Genomic DNA, 17,079 nt, shown 5'->3' with positions numbered 1-17,079 from the left:
GGAGAGGGTCGGGCGCTGCTGGGCTGGTCAGCTCGCCGGACAGATGGCGCTGGACATGCGGCCGAGGTCGACGTGCCGCCGACTCACCAAGGCAATTCCAGTTCCAGACATGACGGAAGCGTGTCACGGGGATCTCCGGGCAGTCCACCGTCATCCATCATGTGGACACCCTTGTCCCGCATCGCGAGACAGGGGTGTTGTCGATCACACGCTCGGGCCTCCCGCGGTGCCGCGGGAAGGCTCCGGGGGCCGCGGTCACCGTGGCCCAGAGCTGGTCAGACGGTGTGCGCCCCCGGCCACGGCCCCGGCGTGGCGACCTCCGCCTCCTCCTCGACCCGGGTGTCGAAGAGTTTGAAGCCGCGGCGCAGATAGTTGTCCATCGCGTGCTCGCCGTCCTTGCTGCACGTGTGCACCCAGACGCGTTTCGTCTCGGCCCGTCCCGGCCGGCGTTCGGCCAGGTCCCAGGCGCGCGCGGCACCGTACGAGAGGAGGTGTCCCCCGATCCGGCGGCCGCGGAACGCGGGGATGAGCCCGAAGTAGACGATCTCCACGGCCCCGTCGTCCTGCGCGCCCAGCTCGACATAGCCCGCGGGCGTCCCCCGGTCGTAGGCGACCCAGGTCTCCGTGCCCGGCTGGGCCAGAACCTCCTGCCACTGGGCGTACGTCCACGCGAGCCGGTCCGTCCAGCGGATGTCCCCGCCGACCGAGGCGTAGAGGAAGCGGCTGAACTCGGGCGAGGGGATCTCGGCGCGGACGATCCGCAGATCCCCGTCCGGCGCGCTCGCGGGGAGCAGGTCGGTCGGGGCCGTCTGCTCCAGGGACCAGGTGGTCACACTGACGTTGCTCATGACCGCCAGGGAATCACGGGGGCGGGCGCCCTTCCAAAAGTGTCCGCAGACCGGGCCGCTGTCCGAGCGTTTCCGCACGTCGAGCGGCTGTCCGAGCGTGTCCGCAGGCCGGACCGCTATCCGAGCGAGCCGTCGACCGACGACAGCGGCACCGCGTAGAGCACCCGTCGGTCCGCCGTGCCGGTGAGCGTCCACAGCTCGCCTGTCCGCTGCCAGTAGGAGAGCGACCCGGAGTCGAGGCTCCAGCAGGCGTGCGACCGGTCCGCGGTGCAGGTGGCCGCCTGGGCGCCGTGTCCGCTCTGCCGCCACAGGGAGCCGTGCTGGGTGCGGCTGTCGGCCGGCCGCCCGATGTACCACTGGGCCTCGCGGGCGCCGTCGGACCGGTGGGAGAGGGCGCCGGAGATCCCGGAGCCCCTGGTCGTGTAGGCCTCGACCGCGTTCACATGTCCCTGGGCGTCGGCGAGCAGCCCCGTGCGGTACGCGGCGGTACTGAACGCGTACCGCCAGAGGCGGGTGTGCTCCGGGCGGTCGCCCGCGGCCTCCGTCGCGACCAGGCTGTCCGGGGTGGTCGTACGGTCCAGGGAGAGCGATCCGAAGCAGGGGACCGCGTGGTCGCCGCCGCGGGTACACGCGCCGCCCTCCGGGTCGTACGAGCCGACGGCGGGGAGCACGTACCGGTAGCCCGCGGCCGAGTAGCCGTGGCCCACCCGGCCCACGGCGCCGCTGTCCACGTCGGCCCGCAGCAGCCGGTGCAGGTCGAAGACGAGCAGGCCCTCGCCGTGCTCCGCGGTGACGATCAGCTTGTCCCGGTACCAGACCATGCCGCCGAGGCCCGAGTGGACCGCGGTGAAGTCCTTGCCGCCGGCGCGCGGGGCGACCAGCAGGACCCAGCGGTAGCTGAGGGCGTCCGGGTCGGTCGCGTCGACGAAGGCGATCTTGGCCAGGCCCTCGTCCCGGGCCGGCGCGGCAGCCTGTCCGTCACGGTGCGTCCAGCCGGCCAGGATCACCTGGCGCGTGCCCCACTGGCCGTCGTCGGCGGCGTCGCCGGACGTGGTCACGGAACGCGGTTGCCACTGCCCGGTCCGCGCGTCGGCACCGTCCCAGCAGTACGCGCGCGTGGCCGTCGGCTCGACGGGCAGCGAGGCCCGCTCGTCCCCCGTGCAGTCGGCGGTGCTGCGCATCGAACGGTCGGCGTCGCGCAGGACTCCCTCGACGCCCACGTTGCCGCCCATGTTCCCGCTGAGCGTGTCGAGCGCGTCCCGGGAGGTGAGGTTCTCGTGGAGGCGCAGCTGCTGGGCCGCGGAGGTGGAACGGAGCGCGGTGAGCCCGCCCGGACTGTTGGCGCCGGTGGCCTGCGAGGTGCTGATCAGGGTGGCGGCCGCGGTGAGCGCGAGCGCAGTTCCGGCCAGGGTGGCGCGCAGCGCCTGTCCCCTTCTCCGACGACGATGCCTGCCGCGCTGCTTCATGCGTCCTCCCGAATAGGCCAACTGCCTCCCCCGCCGAGGGCGTTGACGGAGAGACGGGTGGGGTGGCCTGTGAAGGGGATGCTACGGCAGAGACCTCCCGGCCAGGACAAAGACCGCGGAAGACGCTCACTAAATACGCTCGCTTCTCCCCTCCTCGCGTTCAGGACGGCGCCGGTTCGGCCGGTGCCCGTGCTCCGAGCACCGCGGGCGCCGTCGAGTGCGGCAGCAGGTCCCGGGGGTCGCCGGGCAGCAGCACCTCGACCTCCACCTCCTCGCGGAAGCGGTACGGCCGGTGGTCGAGGAGCCCGATGAGCCGACGGCGTACGCGGGACAGTTCGGCGCGGACCGTGACCGTGCGGGTCGGGTCGCCGAACAGGTCGAGAGCGAGCTGGGCGGCGCTGCGCCCCTGCCGGTGCACGGCGAGGACGTAGAGCAGCTCCGCGTGGCGCGGGCTCAGATCCTGGGCCCAGCTGCCCGCCGTGCCCGAGACGGTGACGTACGGCCGCCTGGGGTCGCCGAGTTCGAGGACCACCCGGCCGGCGCTCCCCGTGTCGCCGGCACCGGTGACGCGCAGCAGCCAGCCGCCGGGCATCGGCTCGGCGACACACATCCCGAGGGAGGGCAGCCAGCTCCGGCCCGCGCCGAAGGAGTCGGGCAGCGGCACCCGGTCCACGGGCGGCATTCCGGTGACGGCGGCGAGCCAGCCGTGGGCGTCCACCACGAGCGCGGGGCCGTCCAGCCGGCACAACAGGGGGGCAGCCACCGCGCGCAGCCGCTCGATGGCTGTCAGATGCGTGGCGCGCAGTTCGCTTTCGGCCAGTCTGGACACCGAGTCGACCAGGGCGAGCGTCGCGGGATGAAAGGTGCTGTCCGGGCCGCTCACGTCGATGATCCCGAGCAGCCGCCCGTCGCGCGGGTCGTGGACGGGCGCGGCGGCGCACGTCCAGTCGTGCAGGGTGCGCACGAAGTGCTCGGCGGAGTGCACCTGGACGGGGGTGCCCGCCGACAGGGCGGTTCCGATGGCGTTGGTGCCGGTGGTGTCCTCGCTCCAGGCCGCTCCTTCCTCCAGGCAGATGGCGTCGGCCCGGCGCAGCACCCCCGGGTTGCCCTCGCGCCACAGCACCCGGCCCTCGGGGTCGGTGACCACCATGATCTGCAGGGAGGCGTCGGCCACCGCCCCGAGTCCGCCGTGCAGGGTCGGCATCACTTCGGCGAGCGCGGTGGATGTCCGGCGGTGTTCGAGTTCGTCCGCCGGTAACAGGACACTGTCCGTTCCCTGTTCCGGCTGGACGCCGAAACGTTTCGCTCTCTGCCAGGACCGTCCGATCACCGGACGCGGGGCGATCGGGCCGCGTTCGCCCTTGACGGACGCGGCCCAGGTCTCCTTGAGGTGCCCGGCCGTTTCGGACGCGTCCGACGGGGCGAAACGGGCGGGGTTGAACGATGTGATCTTCACAGGGCACTCCCGAAACCAGGACCGCGTACGGGCCGCGACACCGCCGTCATCCCACATCGTGCCTGCTCTCGGCCGGGTCCGCCGGGCCTTCGCACAAGGTGCACAAAGGAATGCAACGGTCTGCAACTCTCGCCAACGGTCACAAGGTTCCTTGAAACTGACAGCGATGCCGCCTGCGCGGTGTCCGAGCTCCTGAACGGGGCCAGCGAGGGGGTGGTGCCGTGTCGGCGCAGCACCACCCCCGCGTCAGCGCCCGGGTCAGGACACCGGCCGGGCCCGCTCCACCACCGTGGCCAGATCCAGACTGTGCGGCAGCGTGCCGAACGCCGTCCCCCAGTCACCGCCCAGGCGGGAGGCGCAGAACGCGTCGGCCACCTCCGGGGGCGCGTACCGGACGAGCAGCGAACCCTGGAGGACCAGCGCGATCCGCTCGACCAGACGGCGGGCGCGGGCCTCGATGCCGTTCAGGTCGGCGAGTTCGGTCAGCAGGTTCTTGATGGCCCCGTCCAGCCGGTGGTCGGCGCCGCGGGCCCGGCCCACCTCCCGCAGATACGCGTCCAGGGCCCCGGGCTCCCGCTGCAGCGCGCGCAGGACGTCCAGCGCCTGCACATTGCCGGCGCCCTCCCAGATGGAGTTGAGCGGCGACTCCCGCAGCAGCCGCGGCATGCCCGACTCCTCGACGTAGCCGTTGCCGCCCAGGCACTCGAGTGCCTCCACCGCGACCGGCGTACACCGCTTGGTCACCCAGTACTTGGCGGCCGGCACCGCGAGCCGCAGGAACGCCCGCTCCTGCTCGCTCCCGTCGTCGTACGCCGCGGCCAGCCGCATCGCCAGGGTGGTCGCCGCCTCCGACTCCAGTGCCAGATCGGCGAGCACGTTGCGCATCAGCGGCTTGTCGAGAAGCCGGCCGCCGAACGCCTCGCGGTAGGTGCTGTGGTGGATCGCCTGCGCGACGGCCTGCCGCATCAGCGAGGCCGAACCGAGCACACAGTCCAGCCGGGTCGCCGCGACCATCTCGATGATGGTGCGCACCCCGCGCCCCTCGTCACCCACCCGGCGCGCCCAGGTCCCGTCGAACTCGACCTCGCTCGACGCGTTGGAACGGTTGCCGAGCTTGTCCTTGAGTCGCTGGATCCGGAAGACGTTGCGGGTGCCGTCCTCCAGGACGCGCGGCACCAGGAAGCAGGACAGTCCGCCCGGGGCCTGCGCCAGCACGAGGAAACCGTCCGACATCGGCGCCGAGCAGAACCACTTGTGCCCGGTCAGCACGTACGTACCGTCCTCGGTGAGCGGCCGTGCCTCGGTCGTGTTGGCGCGTACGTCGCTGCCGCCCTGTTTCTCCGTCATGCCCATGCCGAAGAGCGCACCGGCCTTCTGGGACGCGGGCCGCAGCTCCTGGTCGTAGACCGTGGACGTCAGCCGCGGCTCCCACTCGGCGGCGAGCGCCGGGTCGGTGCGCAGCGCGGGCACCGCCGCGTGGGTCATCGACAGCGGACAGCCGTTGCCCGCCTCGGCCTGCGTCCAGATCACGAAGCCCGCCGCGCGCCTGAGGTGTCCGCCGGGGCGGGTCCAGGCCGTGGTCAGCCCCGCGGACACACCCTTGCCGAGGAGGCGGTGCCAGGCCGGGTGGAAGTCGACCTCGTCGATCCGGTTGCCGTAGCGGTCGTGGGTGCGCAGCTTCGGCGGATTCTCGTTGGCCAGCGCACCCCATTCCTGAACCTGGGCGGAACCGGTCGTCCGGCCGAGTGCCGACAGTTCCTCGCGCGCCTCCTCGAGGAGCTCTGGATCGAGATGCCGGTCGACCGCCTCGACGAGGGCCCGGTCGGCGGCGAATACGTCATATCCGACCAGGGGTGGAGCCTGGTTGGTCACAGTGTGGGTGCTGGCTGCCATCCCCTGATCCTCGCAGGGAATCCCGGCCTTCAGGCCGGGCGGGAACGCGATCCTTGGCCCGGAGACACGGAGCGCCGGAGTTCTCTGCGCTGCGGGGTGACGATCGGACCGGCCGCTTCTGGTTCTCGATGTGGTCCTGGACGATGGTCGGCGGTGCGCCGCCGCGGGATCCCGCGAAGTACGACGGGGACCAGAACACGGACCGCGTGCCGGTCCGGTTGATCCGGCCGGTGTGCTCCGCCCGCAGGTGTCGGGAGCTGACGCCCTTGGACAGGGCGATTTTCGGCGGGTAGTGCACGAGCAGGTGGACGTGATCGCCTTCACTGTCGAACTCGTGCAGCTTGGCGCCGAAGCTCTCGCACACGTCCCGCATGATCGCCTCGCAGCGCCTCAGCATCTCACCGTCGAAGATCTCACGCCGGTACTTCGTGACGAACACCAAGTGGGCGCGAAGGTGGTGGATTGCGTCATTTCCTCATTTCATATGAGGATCTGGTTCTCTATCAAGTGATATGAGCCAAGATAGTAGGATCGAGCGAACTCGACCGGAGGGGGTGGGCTGGATGATCCGTGCGTACAAGTTCCTGCTGCGGCCCACCGTCCGCCAGGCCCAGGCGCTCGCCGAGATGCTGCGCGATCACTGCTCCCTCTACAACGGGGCTTTGCAGGAGCGCCGCGACGCCTGGCGGCATGTCTCGAAGAGCACCGTCGGGTACGGGGTGCAGTCCGTGCAGCTCAAGGGGATCCGGGCGTTCGACCCGGAGCGTCAGGGCCGCTGGTCCTTCTCCTCGCAGCAGGCCACTCTCCGCCGCCTGGACAAGGCGATGCAGGCGTTCTTCCGCCGCGTCAAGTCCGGCGACACCCCGGGCTACCCGCGCTTTCGTGGGGTGAACTGGTTCGACACGGTGGAGTTCCCGAAGGACGGGGACGGCTGCCGCTGGGACTCCACGCCGCACGACCCGGTCACCCGCGTCCGCCTCCAGGGCGTCGGCCACGTCAAGGTCAACCAGCACCGTCCGGTGACCGGCCACGTCAAGACGGTCTCGGTCAAGCGCGAGGGCCGTAAATGGTTCGTCGTGCTCACCGCCGAACAGGAACGGCCGCAGCCGCTGCCCGCGACCGGCAGCGTGGCAGGGATCGACCTGGGCATCGCGAACTTCCTCGCCGACTCGGGTGGCGCCTTCGTACCCAACCTGCGCCACGGCCGCCGTGCAACTGCGAAACTCCAGGCCGCGCAGCAGGCCCTGTCCAGGTTCCCCCGTTGCAAGGCCAATGACCGCACCGCCAATCACCAGCGGGCCGTGGAGAAGGTCGCCGAGCTGCACGGCAAGGTCCGGCGTCGGCGGCTGGATCACGCGCACAAGACCGCACTCGACCTGGTCCGGGCACACGATGTCATCGCGCACGAAGACCTCAAGATCCGCAACATGAGCAGGGCCCCCGCACCGAAACCCGACCCCGGCCGGTCGGGCGCGTTCCTGCCGAACGGGGCCACCGCGAAGGCCGGGCTCAACCGCGGCATCACTGACGCCGGATGGGGGGTGTTCCTCACGATCCTGCACGCCAAGGCTGAAAGCGCCGGACGGGAAGTGATCGCCGTGAACCCCCGTAACACTTCCCGCACCTGCCCCCACTGCGGGCACACCGCCGAGGAGAACCGGCCCACACAGGAAAAGTTCCACTGCGTCGCCTGTGGCCACACCGCGCACGCCGACACGGTCGGAGCCATCAACGTTCTACGGGCCGGGCTGGTCCGTCGCGACGCCGACCTGGTGTAACGAGAAGCCCCCCGGCTTCAACCGGGGGAGGAGTCACACCGCTACCGTAAGGGCGTGCACCAGGCAAAAGAAACACCTGAACGGCCGCGCTCGGGCCGCTTTCACCGCGCTCGCGCGCTTTACCGGAACGTCTCCAAGCGCAGGACCGCCTGGCTGCTGATCAAGGACACCGTCAACTCGTGCATGGAGTACCGGATCCTGGGGCTGGCGGCCGAGGCTGCCTTCTTCACGCTCCTGTCCGTGCCGCCGCTGCTGCTGAGCATGGTCGGGCTGCTCGGATACGTGGATGCCTGGACCGGCGCCGACACCATCGCCAGCGTGGAGTCCAACATCCTGGACGCCTCCCGCAGGGTGCTGACGCAGAAGGGCGTGCACCAGATCGCCGAGCCGATCCTGCACGACGTGATGAAGGGCGGCCGGCCCGACATCATCTCCCTCGGCTTCCTGTTCGCCCTGTGGTCGGGCTCGCGCGCGGTCAACGTCTTCGTCGACACCATCACCGTGATGTACGGCCTCGACGGCACCCGGGGCATCGTGAAGACCCGGATGATGTCGTTCCTGCTGTTCATCGTGGCACTGCTGATCGGCTCGGTCCTGCTCCCGCTGATGGTGGCGGGCCCGGACGCCGTGGTGCACGTCGTGCCGTGGTCGACGACCGTCGTGCAGGTCCTGTACTGGCCGGTCGTCATCGTCCTGTCGGTGGCCTTCCTGACGACGCTCTACCACGTGTCCGTCCCCGTCCGTTCCCCGTGGGTCGAGGACGTCCCGGGCGCCCTGGTGGCCCTGGCCATGTGGGTGCTCGGCAGCTTCCTGCTCCGCATCTACCTGACCAACGCCATCGAGGGCCCCACCATCTACGGCTCGCTCGCCGCACCGGTGGCCGTCCTGCTGTGGATCGGTGTCGCCGCCTTCGCCGTCCTGGTCGGCGCGGCCGTCAACGCCGCCATCGACCGGGTCTGGCCGGCCGCGGCCACCGCCGCGGCGCGTGCCGCCAACGAGCGGCTGCGCGAGGCCCAGGCCGCCGAGTACGTGGCCCGTGTCGCCGCACACCGCTCCTACGACGCCGATCCCGACGATCCCGACATGCCCTCCGAGTTCCCGGAACGCTGGTCGCGCTTCCTGCCCCCGGAGGACGTGACGTCCCGTCTGCGCACGCACGTCAAGAACACCCATCACACCCCTCGCACCCACAAGAACGGCGAGGAGCACCCTCCAGGGGAGTGAGCCCGATCTGAGGATCTGCGGTGGTTCGCGGTGACGCCCGGGTCGTACCGGAGCGGGTGCGGCGGCGGGTGACCTCGCCATCACGCGCGGCCCCGACCCGCACCTCGGCCCCGACGGCCCCGGCACCCCGCCGCAGGCCATGATTCTGCCGGGCGGCGCACGCGCCTGAGACGATCACCCGCCACGTCCGGCTACGGCAGCGCCTTCACCCTGCCGAATGCGTTCGAGCAGGTGTACGGCGTCGGCCTGCAGGAGTGCCGGGCGCGCTCGGCGTAGCCTGGCGTCCATGTACGCGGAACGGGCGTCCCGGCTGCGGGGCGCGGTCGTGTGGAGCCGCGACCTGCCCGGTCCTGGGTCTGGTCCCGGGTTCGGGGACGAGTCCGGGGGTGCTCGGGGAGCCGTCCTTCCCGACGGCTGCATGGATCTGCTGTGGACCGAGGGGCGGTTGCTCGTCGCCGGTCCTGACACGCGGCCCTTCGTTCCGGACGGGGTGTCCGGCGGCTGGGCGGGCGTCCGCTTCTTCCCCGGCACCGCGCCCGCCTACCTGGGCGTACCGGCGAACGAACTCCGGGACCGGCGCGTGGAGTTGACCGACCTGTGGCCCGCCTCCGACGTGCGCCGGCTCACCGCGCGGATCGACGGGGCCGCGGACCCCGTGGACGCGCTCGAAGAGGTCGCGCTGCTCCGGGCGGCCGACGCCGAGCCCCCCGATCCGCTGCTCCGGGAGGTGGTGGCCGCCCTGGACGCGGGCCGCCCGGTGGCCGGGACGGCCGACGGACTTGGCCTGAGCGCACGTCAGTTGCACCGCCGATCGCTCGCCGCGTTCGGCTACGGGCCCAAGACCCTGGCCCGCGTCCTGCGACTGCAACGGGCGCTGGCCCTCGCCCGCGACGGCGTGCCCTTCGCCGAGACGGCCCTCCGGGCCGGGTTCGCGGACCAGGCCCATCTGGCCCGGGACGTGCGGGAGCTGGCGGGAGCGACCCTCGGTGAACTGGTCGCTCACCGGCAGGGAGTCGGACTCCGGTAGGGAGCCGGACTACTGTGCCGGGTCCTGCTGCCCGGGCAGGCGGGCGAACAGGTCGACGCCGTTCCCGTCCGGGTCGTGCGCGACGGCGTACCGCATGCCCCAGAAGGCGTCCCAGGGCTTGAGCTCGCCGTGGTGGCCAGCGGCGACGAGCTCCTCGTACACGGAATCGACCTCGGCTGGGCTGTCGCAGAGGAACGCGAGGGAGATCCTGCCGCCGCCGCTCGGGGGCCGCCACCCGGCATGGAACGACCGGATGGTCTCCTCCGTGTCCAGCGCGAGGCGCAGCCCGCCGGGCAGCTCGGCCTCGACGTGCGGATCGTTCTCGGCACCCTCGGGGAAGACGAGCCCGAGACGTCGGTAGAAGGCGAGGGAGGCGGCCATGTCGGAGACCGCCAGGCCGATCACATCGAATCTTGGAGTCATACGGTCACCGTAGGCGGGCCGCGGCCCGCCGGTCTTGAACGAATCGGACACCTCCCGCCCCACCTTGTCAGCCGTCCGCCGTACCGCCCGGAGCAGGGGCCGCCCTAGGCTCCGGGCATGGCCTTTCGCGTTCTTGTGTACACCCGTACGACCGGATACCGGCACGACTCCATTCCGGCCGCCGTCGCCGTCGTGCGCGCCCTCGGTGACGCGCACGGCTTCGCGGCCGACGCCACCGAGGACCCCGCGGTCTTCGAGGCACCCCTCGACCCGTACGCGGTGGTCGTCTTCCTGTCCACGAGCGGCGAGGTGCTGACGCCGACGGGCCGCGACCGGCTGGCGGCCTACGTCGACGGCGGCGGCGGCTTCGTCGGGGTGCACGCCGCCGCGTGCACCGAGTACGAGTGGCCCCACTACGGCGAACTGCTCGGCGCCCGCTTCGACCGGCACCCGGACCTTCAGCCGGGCAGGGTCCTTGTCGAGGACCACGGACATCCCGCGACCCGGCACCTGCCGCCCGTCTGGGAGTTCACGGACGAGTGGTACGACTTCCGCTCCAATCCGCGCGGTTCGGTGCGTGTACTCGCCTCCGCCGACGAAACCTCCTACGAGGGCGGCGGAATGGGCGACGACCATCCCCTGGTGTGGTGCCGGGAACAGGGCGCGGGCCGGGTCTTCTACACCGCGCTCGGACATGCCGCGCGGGCGTACGAGGACCCGGACTTCCGCGGACATCTGCTCGGCGGCGTCCTCTGGGCGGCGCGGAGGCCCTCGGCCGCCGGTCCGGAGCCGACGCGCTGACCCACGCCGCACAGGCGTGCGGGCCGGTTCGGATCAGGCACGCAGACCCACGCCGCACAAGGGCGCGGGCCGGATCGGACCAGGCACGCTCACTCGCCGTACAGAGGTACGGGCCGGTTCGGGCCCGGCTCGCCGGACCGTGCCGCACGGCGATATCGGCCGAACAGGGGACATCCGCAGGAATACCCGGAAGTGATGTGGTGCTCTGATCTTTACGACGCGCGACGGTGAGGAGCTGGTCCCGGATGGCGGTGGACACGGTGGATCCGTTTGCGGCGACGAAGGACCCGGTGGTCGCCACCCCGTACGGAGCGGTGCGCGGCCGGTACGAGGACGGGATCGCGGTCTTCCGGGGCATCCCGTACGCCGCCCCGCCCTTCGGCGCCCGCCGCTTCCGCCCGCCCGTGCCGCCCGAGCGCTGGGACGGGGTCCGGGACGCCGGCGCGTTCGGGCCGACGCCGCCGAAGCCGCCGTACTCCGAAGCGTTCGCCCGACTCCTCGCCGACCCCGTGGTGCCCGGCGACGACTGCCTCAATCTGAACGTGTGGACTCCGGAGCCGGATCCCCACGCCCGGCTCCCTGTCATGGTGTGGATCCACGGCGGAGCCCTGACCCGCGGTTCCTCGGCCGTGCCCGTGTACGACGGGCGCGCCTTCGCCCGCGACGGCGTGGTCTTCGTGTCCGTCAACTACCGCTTGGGTGTGGAGGGTTACGGCCTCTTCCCGGACGCGCCCGCCAACCCCGGGCTGCGCGACCAGCTTGCCGCTCTGGAGTGGGTAGGGGAGTCCGTGGCACGGTTCGGCGGCGACCCCGCCCGGGTGACCGTCTTCGGCGAGTCCGCCGGAGCCATCAGCATCGGTGCGCTGCTCGCGAGCCCGCGAGCCCAGGGCCTGTTCCACCGGGCGGTCCTGCAGAGCGGGCCGCCCGAGGCGAGCGACCGGGACAAGGTGCGCCGGATGGTGCGCAGGATGGCCACCCGGTTGAAGATCCCCGCGACGGCGGAGGCGTTCGCCGCCGTCGACCGCGATCTGCTCCTGCGCACCCAGGCCGACGTGGGCAGACTCAGCAGCCCCGTGCTCGGCGGTCCCGCCTTCGGCATCGTCGTCGACGGCGAGCTCGTGCCGCGCGACCCGCTGGAGGCGCTCATCGAGGGCGCCGCGCCGGACGTCGGCCTCCTGCTCGGCTGGACCCGTGACGAGTACCGGCTGTGGCTCGTGCCGGGCGGGCTCCTGGAACGTGTGGACCGGCTCGGCCCGGTCGCCCTGGCCGGTGCGATGGCCCGCTGCCACTGCGGCCACGAGGTGCCTCGCGGCTACCGCGCCATCCACCCGGAAGGGGGCACCGCCGATCTCGTCGGCCAGATGATCACCGATCATCTCCTGCGGGTCCCGCTGCACCGCCTCGCCGAGGCGCGCAGCGGCCGGCCCACCGCGTCCCTCGACGCGGACGTCCCCGGCGGCCGGGCCCCGGCGCACGTCTATGAGTTCGCCTGGCCGTCCAACGTGCCCGGCCTCGGTGCCTGTCACGCCCTGGAACTGGGCTTCGTCTTCGACACCGCCGGTACCCCGGAATCGGCGAAGCTCGCGGGGGAGGGCGCCCCGCAGGAGCTGGCGGACGCCATGCACGGCGCGTGGGTGCGGTTCGCGGTCGACGGCGACCCGGGGTGGGCCGCCTGGGACGCCTCGCATCCGGTCCGGATCTTCGGCGCCGGTGACCCGCACACCGCGCACGGCCCGCGCGACCGCGAACTCGCCCTGTGGGAAGCCGAATCGGCCAGAGCCGCAGCCAAGCCCGCGGCCGGCCCCGCGGTCAAGCCCTTGGGCAAGCCTGCGGACAAACCCGCCGACGAGCCTGCGGACAATCCGGCCGGCTCCGTGGAGGGCCCGCCCACGTCGCTCCCGTCCGTCGAAGCCTCGGCGCGCATCGCGACACCGCTGTCGGCCGTACGACGCTTCCGCCGCTCGGGTGGCGCAGGGCGGCAGTGAGTCCGGTAGTGAGTCCGGCCGTGGTCCAGTGCGGCTCCGAGCCCGGCGGCTGTGAGCCGGGGGTGCTCGGGGGTGCCGCGCGTCGGCTAGGGCCTGTCTGACGATTCACGTCGGATCGGACCGCGGCGTCCGGTGCCGTGCGTCGCAAGGCGGAGGGGCGCCCTCGTACTGGGCGTACTCGGGCGTGCCCGACAGCGCGGCGTAGGGGTCCCCCTTGCTCGAAGGGCTTGGGGGAGTGCGGTGCCAGGCGCCGCGGGCCCGGCGGGAATGGTCAGACAGGCCCTAGGCGGCTCGCAGTGCCGCTGTGATCCCGGTGATCGCCTCCGGGCCCACCCTGCAGCACCCGCCGATCAGCCGGGCCCCCGCCCGCTCCCACCCGCCGACCTGCCCGGCCGTGAACGTGGAGCCGCCGGTCCAGGCGCGGGCCCGGGAGTCCCAGACCTCGCCGCTGTTCGGATAGACCACGACCGGCTTTCCGGTCACGCGCGCGGCCGTGGCGACCGCCGCGTCGACATCCTCGGGGGCACAGCAGTTGACCCCGACCGCGACGATCTCGTCCGCCTCCGCGGCCAGGGCGAAGGCCTCCTCCAGCGGCTGCCCGGCCCGCGTACGGTCACCGGCCACGCTGTACGACAGCCACGCCGGTACGCCGAGCCCGCGCACCCCCCGCAGCAGCGCCCGCGCCTCGTCCGTGTCCGGGACCGTCTCCAGGGCCAGTACATCGGGCGCGGCGGCGGCCAGCACCTCCAGGCGCGGCCGGTGGAACCGTTCCAGTTCCGCGACGCTCAGCCCGTACCGTCCCCGGTACTCCGAACCGTCCGCGAGCATCGCCCCGTACGGGCCCACCGACGCGGCGACCCACAACGGCCGCGCGACGCCCTTCGCGTGCGCGCGCCGGACGGCCTCGCGCGCCGACTCGACGCTCAGGCCGAGCATTTCGGCCACCCGCTCGTGCGGGATTCCGCGCCGCGCGAATCCCTCGAATGTCGCCTGGTAGCTGGAGGTGATCGCCACGTCCGCGCCCGCCTCGTAGTAGGCGAGATGCGCCTCGACGATCGCCTCGGGCCGGTCCGCGAGCAGCCGCGCGGACCACAGCGCGTCACTCAGGTCGTATCCGGCCGATTCGAGCTGGTTGGACATGCCTCCGTCGAGTACGACCGTGCCGGACGACAAGGAGGCGGCGAGGGTGAGGGCGTTGTCGCTGGCCATGCCACGACGCTAGCCGATCCGGGGCGCCCCGCCCGGCCCCGTCCATTTGCTGAGCGGCCGTCCCGCCGAGTGAGACACGGGACCTGCCCGGCAGCGGGACTCTCGGGAGGCGATGGCGCTCGCGATTCCGGCGGCCGGTGCCGCCCGTGACGCCGGGGTCGCGACAACCGTCCGTCCGCCAGTCCGCCGGTCCGCCGGTCCGTCGTCTGCCGGTCCGTCGTCTGCCGGTCTGCCGGTCTGCGGGGCTGTGGGGCTGTGGGGCTGTGGGTCTGCCGGTCCTCCGGTGTGTCGGCGAACGAGGCTTGATCCGGACGGCGCCCGGTCGCTGTCGGCCCGGCCCCTGGCAGGATCAGGCGACATGGAATTCTCCGAAGTGGTCCGTCGCCGTCGCATGATCCGGCACTACTCCGACAAGCCGCTGGCCCCCGAGGCGGTGGAGAGAATCCTCGCCTCCGCCCTGCGGGCCCCGTCGGCCGGCTTCTCCCAGGGCTGGGCGTTCCTGGCGCTCACCGACCCCGCCGACCGTGCCCGGTTCTGGCCGTTCGTCCCCACCCGCACCGAGCAGACGCCGACCATGCAGGACGCCCCGCTGGTCGTCGTGCCGCTCGCCCACAAGGCGGCCTATCTGGAGCGCTACGCCGAGTCCGACAAGGGCTGGGAGGACCGCGCCGAGGCCCGCTGGCCCGCCCCGTACTGGTACATCGACACGGGGATGGCCGCCCTCATGATGCTGCTCAGCGCGGTGGACGAAGGCCTCGACGCCTGCTTCTTCGGGATCATGCCCGATCATCTGGAGCCCTTCCGCACCGAGTTCGGGGTCCCCGAGGAGTACGCGCCGATAGGGGGCATCACGGTCGGCTACCGGGCGGACGACGTTCCCCCGCAGGGCTCCCGTATCGCGGAACGCCGACGCGGGGCGGCCGAGGTCGTCCACCGGGGTCACTGGGGCCTGCACAGTTGAAACGCCGAACGGGAAGACCGACCGTGCCCCTGGCCCGCGCGGACTGCGGATCACCGCGGCGAACTCGGTCCCTCGCCGACGTCTCACACCGCGAACGCCGTGTCCCGCGCGGCCTTCTCCCAGGCCGTGATCTCCGCGCGCTGGGTGTCCAGGTGACCGAGGACGGCGTCCACCCCGTCGCCGCCGAGCGGCAGTCGCAGCGGAGTGCGGTCGTCGGCGAGGGCGGTCAGAACCACGGCGACGGCCTTCGCGGGGTCGCCGGGCTGGTTCCCGTCACCGGCGGCCACGGTCCGCCGGGTCGGGCCGACCGTGTCCGCGTAGTCGGCGATCTCCTCGCTCGTGCCGGCCCCGCCCATAAGGTTCGTACGGAACGCGCCCGGTTCCACGATCAGTACCTTGATGCCGAGCGGCCCGACCTCGGCCGCCAGCGCGTCGGAGAATCCCTCCAGCGCGAACTTCGTGGCGCAGTACGCGGAGAATCCCGGGTACGTCATCTGCCCGCCCATGCTGCTCATCTGGACGATCGCTCCCGAGCGCCGCTCCCGCATGTGCGGCAGCACGGCCCGCACCAGCGAGGCGGGCCCGAAGAAGTGCAGCTCGAAAAGGGACCGCAGCTCCGCGTCCGTGGTCTCCTCGGCGGCGCCGACATGGGTGCGGCCCGCGTTGTTGACCAGCACGTCGATCCGCCCGTGCCGCTCGACGACATCGGACACGACGGAGTCGATGCCCGCCGGGTCCGTCACGTCGAGGGCGAGCGCCTCGACCTGGTCGGGGTGAGCGACCACCAGATCGGCCAGCGCCTCGGGCCTGCGTGCCGTGGCCACCACGACGTCGCCCTGCCCGACCGCCGCCTCGGTGAACGCCCGGCCGAAACCGCTGCTCGCCCCTGTTACCAGCCACACCCTGCTCATGTCCGACTCCCTGATCGTTGCTTCGTACGGCGTCCAGCGTCCGTGCGGCGTCCCGCTTCCGCACGGTGCCCGGCTTCGTACGGTGTCGCTTCCGATGAGTCGAGTCTCGTCCCGCGCCCGCTCGCCCGTCCAAGACCCTTCGTGATAACCCATGGATATGGCCATGGACGTTCACGGGCGGGACCTGCGCTACTTCGTCGCCGTCGCCGAGGAACTGCACTTCACACGCGCCGCCGAACGCCTCTTCATCTCGCAGCCCGCTCTCAGCAAACAGATCCGCATGCTGGAAAGGCAGTTGGGAGCGGAGCTGTTCGAACGGGACCATCAGGGAGTTCGGTTGACCGCCGTGGGTTCCGTGCTGCTGCCCCATGCGCGCCGGGTGCTCGCCGAATGGGTCGTCGCGGCCGAGGCCGTGGAGCGGGCCAAGGCCGATCAACTGGCCACCCTGGTCGTCGGTATGAGTACGAGCCCGGGGCGGGGCGGTCTGCTGCCGGCCATCCGGTCCCGGTTCGGCGAGGCGTGTCCGGCCGCCAGGATCGAACTGCGGCAGGTGAGCTGGGCGGACTCCAGCGCCGGACTGGCGGACGGTTCGGTGGATGTCGCGTTCGTATGGCTGCCGGTGCCGGACGAGAAGCGCTACGCGTGGGTGGTGGTCGCCGAGGAGCCGCGCCATGTCGCGCTGCCGGACACGCATCCCCTCGCGGACCGTCCGGAGATCGACTTCGCGGACCTTCTCGACGAACCGTTCATCGCCATCCCCGAGTCCGCCGGTGTGCTGCGTGCGTACTGGCTCGCCCTGGACGACCGCGCCGGGCGCCCGCCGCGGATCGGCGCCCAGGTCGCGAACGCCGACGAGACGTACGAGGCCCTGGTGGACGGCCGGGGTGTCTGCCTGCTCGCCGCGGGGAACGCGCCGCTGCTCACGCGGGGCGGTGTCGTGACCCGCCCGGTGCTCGGCATCGCCCCGAGCAGACTGGCGCTCGCCTGGCGCGCGGACGACCGGCGTCCGCTGGTCCGGGCCTACGCGGAAGCGAGCCGTCTCGCCTCGGGGCGTCATCCCGGCCGCCCCACGAGCCCCACCCCGTAGGACCGGTCCC

15 protein-coding genes and 2 pseudogenes are annotated in these 17,079 nt (G+C 72.1%); 8 read left to right on the top strand and 9 right to left on the bottom strand.

Annotated features, from left to right (window positions below; translation table 11 throughout):
• Nucleotides 1-27 precede the first annotated feature (27 nt).
• The 6 genes and pseudogenes from N4G66_RS45640 to tnpA form a co-directional block, all read right to left on the bottom strand.
• Nucleotides 28-111: a putative leader peptide gene (locus N4G66_RS45640; RefSeq protein ID WP_309486338.1), complete on the bottom strand. Its 84-nt coding sequence runs from the start codon at nucleotides 109-111 to the stop codon at nucleotides 28-30.
• Nucleotides 112-275: 164 nt separating this feature from the next.
• Entirely contained in the window at nucleotides 276-848 is a 573-nt protein-coding gene (locus N4G66_RS13650; protein WP_261704336.1) for a GNAT family N-acetyltransferase, read from the bottom strand.
• Nucleotides 849-964: 116 nt separating this feature from the next.
• On the bottom strand, nucleotides 965-2,314 hold the full coding sequence (locus N4G66_RS13645; RefSeq protein WP_261704335.1) for a hypothetical protein: 1,350 nt from the start codon (nucleotides 2,312-2,314) through the stop codon (nucleotides 965-967).
• 160 nt (nucleotides 2,315-2,474) lie between these two features.
• Complete coding sequence (locus N4G66_RS13640; RefSeq protein ID WP_391858808.1) at nucleotides 2,475-3,770, bottom strand: GAF domain-containing protein; 1,296 nt, start codon at nucleotides 3,768-3,770, stop codon at nucleotides 2,475-2,477.
• Between the two features lie 258 nt (nucleotides 3,771-4,028).
• Nucleotides 4,029-5,663: an acyl-CoA dehydrogenase family protein gene (locus N4G66_RS13635; RefSeq protein WP_261704334.1), complete on the bottom strand. Its 1,635-nt coding sequence runs from the start codon at nucleotides 5,661-5,663 to the stop codon at nucleotides 4,029-4,031.
• Between the two features lie 109 nt (nucleotides 5,664-5,772).
• Nucleotides 5,773-6,126 (bottom strand): annotated as a pseudogene (gene tnpA / locus N4G66_RS13630) (IS200/IS605 family transposase); the annotation flags it as partial.
• Nucleotides 6,127-6,226: 100 nt separating this feature from the next.
• Here tnpA and N4G66_RS13625 point away from each other — a divergent pair.
• The 4 genes and pseudogenes from N4G66_RS13625 (at nucleotide 6,227) to N4G66_RS13610 (ending at nucleotide 9,692) form a co-directional block, all read left to right on the top strand.
• The gene (locus N4G66_RS13625; RefSeq protein ID WP_261704333.1) at nucleotides 6,227-7,441 is read left to right on the top strand and encodes an RNA-guided endonuclease InsQ/TnpB family protein; all 1,215 of its coding nucleotides are present in this window, start codon (nucleotides 6,227-6,229) and stop codon (nucleotides 7,439-7,441) included.
• Between the two features lie 54 nt (nucleotides 7,442-7,495).
• Nucleotides 7,496-8,665: a YihY/virulence factor BrkB family protein gene (locus N4G66_RS13620; RefSeq protein ID WP_261704332.1), complete on the top strand. Its 1,170-nt coding sequence runs from the start codon at nucleotides 7,496-7,498 to the stop codon at nucleotides 8,663-8,665.
• A 20-nt stretch (nucleotides 8,666-8,685) separates the two neighbouring features.
• Nucleotides 8,686-8,822, top strand: a pseudogene (locus tag N4G66_RS13615) (AraC family transcriptional regulator); the annotation flags it as partial.
• Between the two features lie 129 nt (nucleotides 8,823-8,951).
• Entirely contained in the window at nucleotides 8,952-9,692 is a 741-nt protein-coding gene (locus N4G66_RS13610) for a helix-turn-helix transcriptional regulator (protein ID WP_261704331.1), read from the top strand.
• A gap of 9 nt (nucleotides 9,693-9,701) precedes the next feature.
• Here the strand turns inward: N4G66_RS13610 and N4G66_RS13605 are convergent, their stop codons facing one another.
• Nucleotides 9,702-10,115 carry a VOC family protein gene (locus N4G66_RS13605; protein WP_261704330.1) on the bottom strand — a complete coding sequence of 138 codons (414 nt, stop codon included), beginning with the start codon at nucleotides 10,113-10,115 and terminating at the stop codon, nucleotides 9,702-9,704.
• 117 nt (nucleotides 10,116-10,232) lie between these two features.
• Here N4G66_RS13605 and N4G66_RS13600 point away from each other — a divergent pair, with 117 nt between their 5' ends.
• Both N4G66_RS13600 and N4G66_RS13595 read left to right on the top strand, forming a co-directional pair.
• Nucleotides 10,233-10,916: a ThuA domain-containing protein gene (locus N4G66_RS13600; RefSeq protein WP_261704329.1), complete on the top strand. Its 684-nt coding sequence runs from the start codon at nucleotides 10,233-10,235 to the stop codon at nucleotides 10,914-10,916.
• 245 nt (nucleotides 10,917-11,161) lie between these two features.
• On the top strand, nucleotides 11,162-12,901 hold the full coding sequence (locus tag N4G66_RS13595) for a carboxylesterase/lipase family protein (protein ID WP_261704328.1): 1,740 nt from the start codon (nucleotides 11,162-11,164) through the stop codon (nucleotides 12,899-12,901).
• Nucleotides 12,902-13,183: 282 nt separating this feature from the next.
• Here N4G66_RS13595 and mmuM read toward each other — a convergent pair whose 3' ends face one another.
• Complete coding sequence (mmuM, locus tag N4G66_RS13590) at nucleotides 13,184-14,110, bottom strand: homocysteine S-methyltransferase (RefSeq protein WP_261704327.1); 927 nt, start codon at nucleotides 14,108-14,110, stop codon at nucleotides 13,184-13,186.
• Between the two features lie 358 nt (nucleotides 14,111-14,468).
• Between mmuM and N4G66_RS13585 the strand changes: the two genes are divergently transcribed.
• On the top strand, nucleotides 14,469-15,071 hold the full coding sequence (locus tag N4G66_RS13585; RefSeq protein ID WP_261704326.1) for a nitroreductase family protein: 603 nt from the start codon (nucleotides 14,469-14,471) through the stop codon (nucleotides 15,069-15,071).
• Nucleotides 15,072-15,154: 83 nt separating this feature from the next.
• On the opposite strand, the gene N4G66_RS13580 is transcribed toward N4G66_RS13585, so the two are convergent.
• The gene (locus N4G66_RS13580) at nucleotides 15,155-15,982 is read right to left on the bottom strand and encodes an oxidoreductase (protein ID WP_261704325.1); all 828 of its coding nucleotides are present in this window, start codon (nucleotides 15,980-15,982) and stop codon (nucleotides 15,155-15,157) included.
• 157 nt (nucleotides 15,983-16,139) lie between these two features.
• Here N4G66_RS13580 and N4G66_RS13575 point away from each other — a divergent pair, with 157 nt between their 5' ends.
• On the top strand, nucleotides 16,140-17,069 hold the full coding sequence (locus N4G66_RS13575; RefSeq protein WP_261704324.1) for a LysR family transcriptional regulator: 930 nt from the start codon (nucleotides 16,140-16,142) through the stop codon (nucleotides 17,067-17,069).
• The last annotated feature ends 10 nt before the right edge of the window (nucleotides 17,070-17,079 follow it).

It is taken from the genome of Streptomyces rhizosphaerihabitans (assembly GCF_025399795.1).
Lineage (GTDB): Bacteria > Actinomycetota > Actinomycetes > Streptomycetales > Streptomycetaceae > Streptomyces > Streptomyces rhizosphaerihabitans.
The sequence above is the reverse complement of the archived record's forward strand: the minus strand, read 5'-3'. Positions and strand labels throughout refer to the sequence as shown.

Excerpts from the sequence above, each read along its gene's own strand:
- N4G66_RS45640 (WP_309486338.1), bottom strand. The coding sequence starts at position 111 with ATGTCTGGAACTGGAATTGCCTTGGTGAGTCGGCGGCACGTCGACCTC.
- N4G66_RS13650 (WP_261704336.1), bottom strand. The coding sequence starts at position 848 with ATGAGCAACGTCAGTGTGACCACCTGGTCCCTGGAGCAGACGGCCCCG.
- N4G66_RS13645 (WP_261704335.1), bottom strand. The coding sequence starts at position 2,314 with ATGAAGCAGCGCGGCAGGCATCGTCGTCGGAGAAGGGGACAGGCGCTG.
- N4G66_RS13635 (WP_261704334.1), bottom strand. The coding sequence starts at position 5,663 with ATGGCAGCCAGCACCCACACTGTGACCAACCAGGCTCCACCCCTGGTC.
- N4G66_RS13625 (WP_261704333.1), top strand. The coding sequence starts at position 6,227 with ATGATCCGTGCGTACAAGTTCCTGCTGCGGCCCACCGTCCGCCAGGCC.
- N4G66_RS13610 (WP_261704331.1), top strand. The coding sequence starts at position 8,952 with ATGTACGCGGAACGGGCGTCCCGGCTGCGGGGCGCGGTCGTGTGGAGC.
- N4G66_RS13605 (WP_261704330.1), bottom strand. The coding sequence starts at position 10,115 with ATGACTCCAAGATTCGATGTGATCGGCCTGGCGGTCTCCGACATGGCC.
- N4G66_RS13600 (WP_261704329.1), top strand. The coding sequence starts at position 10,233 with ATGGCCTTTCGCGTTCTTGTGTACACCCGTACGACCGGATACCGGCAC.
- N4G66_RS13595 (WP_261704328.1), top strand. The coding sequence starts at position 11,162 with ATGGCGGTGGACACGGTGGATCCGTTTGCGGCGACGAAGGACCCGGTG.
- mmuM (WP_261704327.1), bottom strand. The coding sequence starts at position 14,110 with ATGGCCAGCGACAACGCCCTCACCCTCGCCGCCTCCTTGTCGTCCGGC.
- N4G66_RS13585 (WP_261704326.1), top strand. The coding sequence starts at position 14,469 with ATGGAATTCTCCGAAGTGGTCCGTCGCCGTCGCATGATCCGGCACTAC.
- N4G66_RS13580 (WP_261704325.1), bottom strand. The coding sequence starts at position 15,982 with ATGAGCAGGGTGTGGCTGGTAACAGGGGCGAGCAGCGGTTTCGGCCGG.
- N4G66_RS13575 (WP_261704324.1), top strand. The coding sequence starts at position 16,140 with ATGGCCATGGACGTTCACGGGCGGGACCTGCGCTACTTCGTCGCCGTC.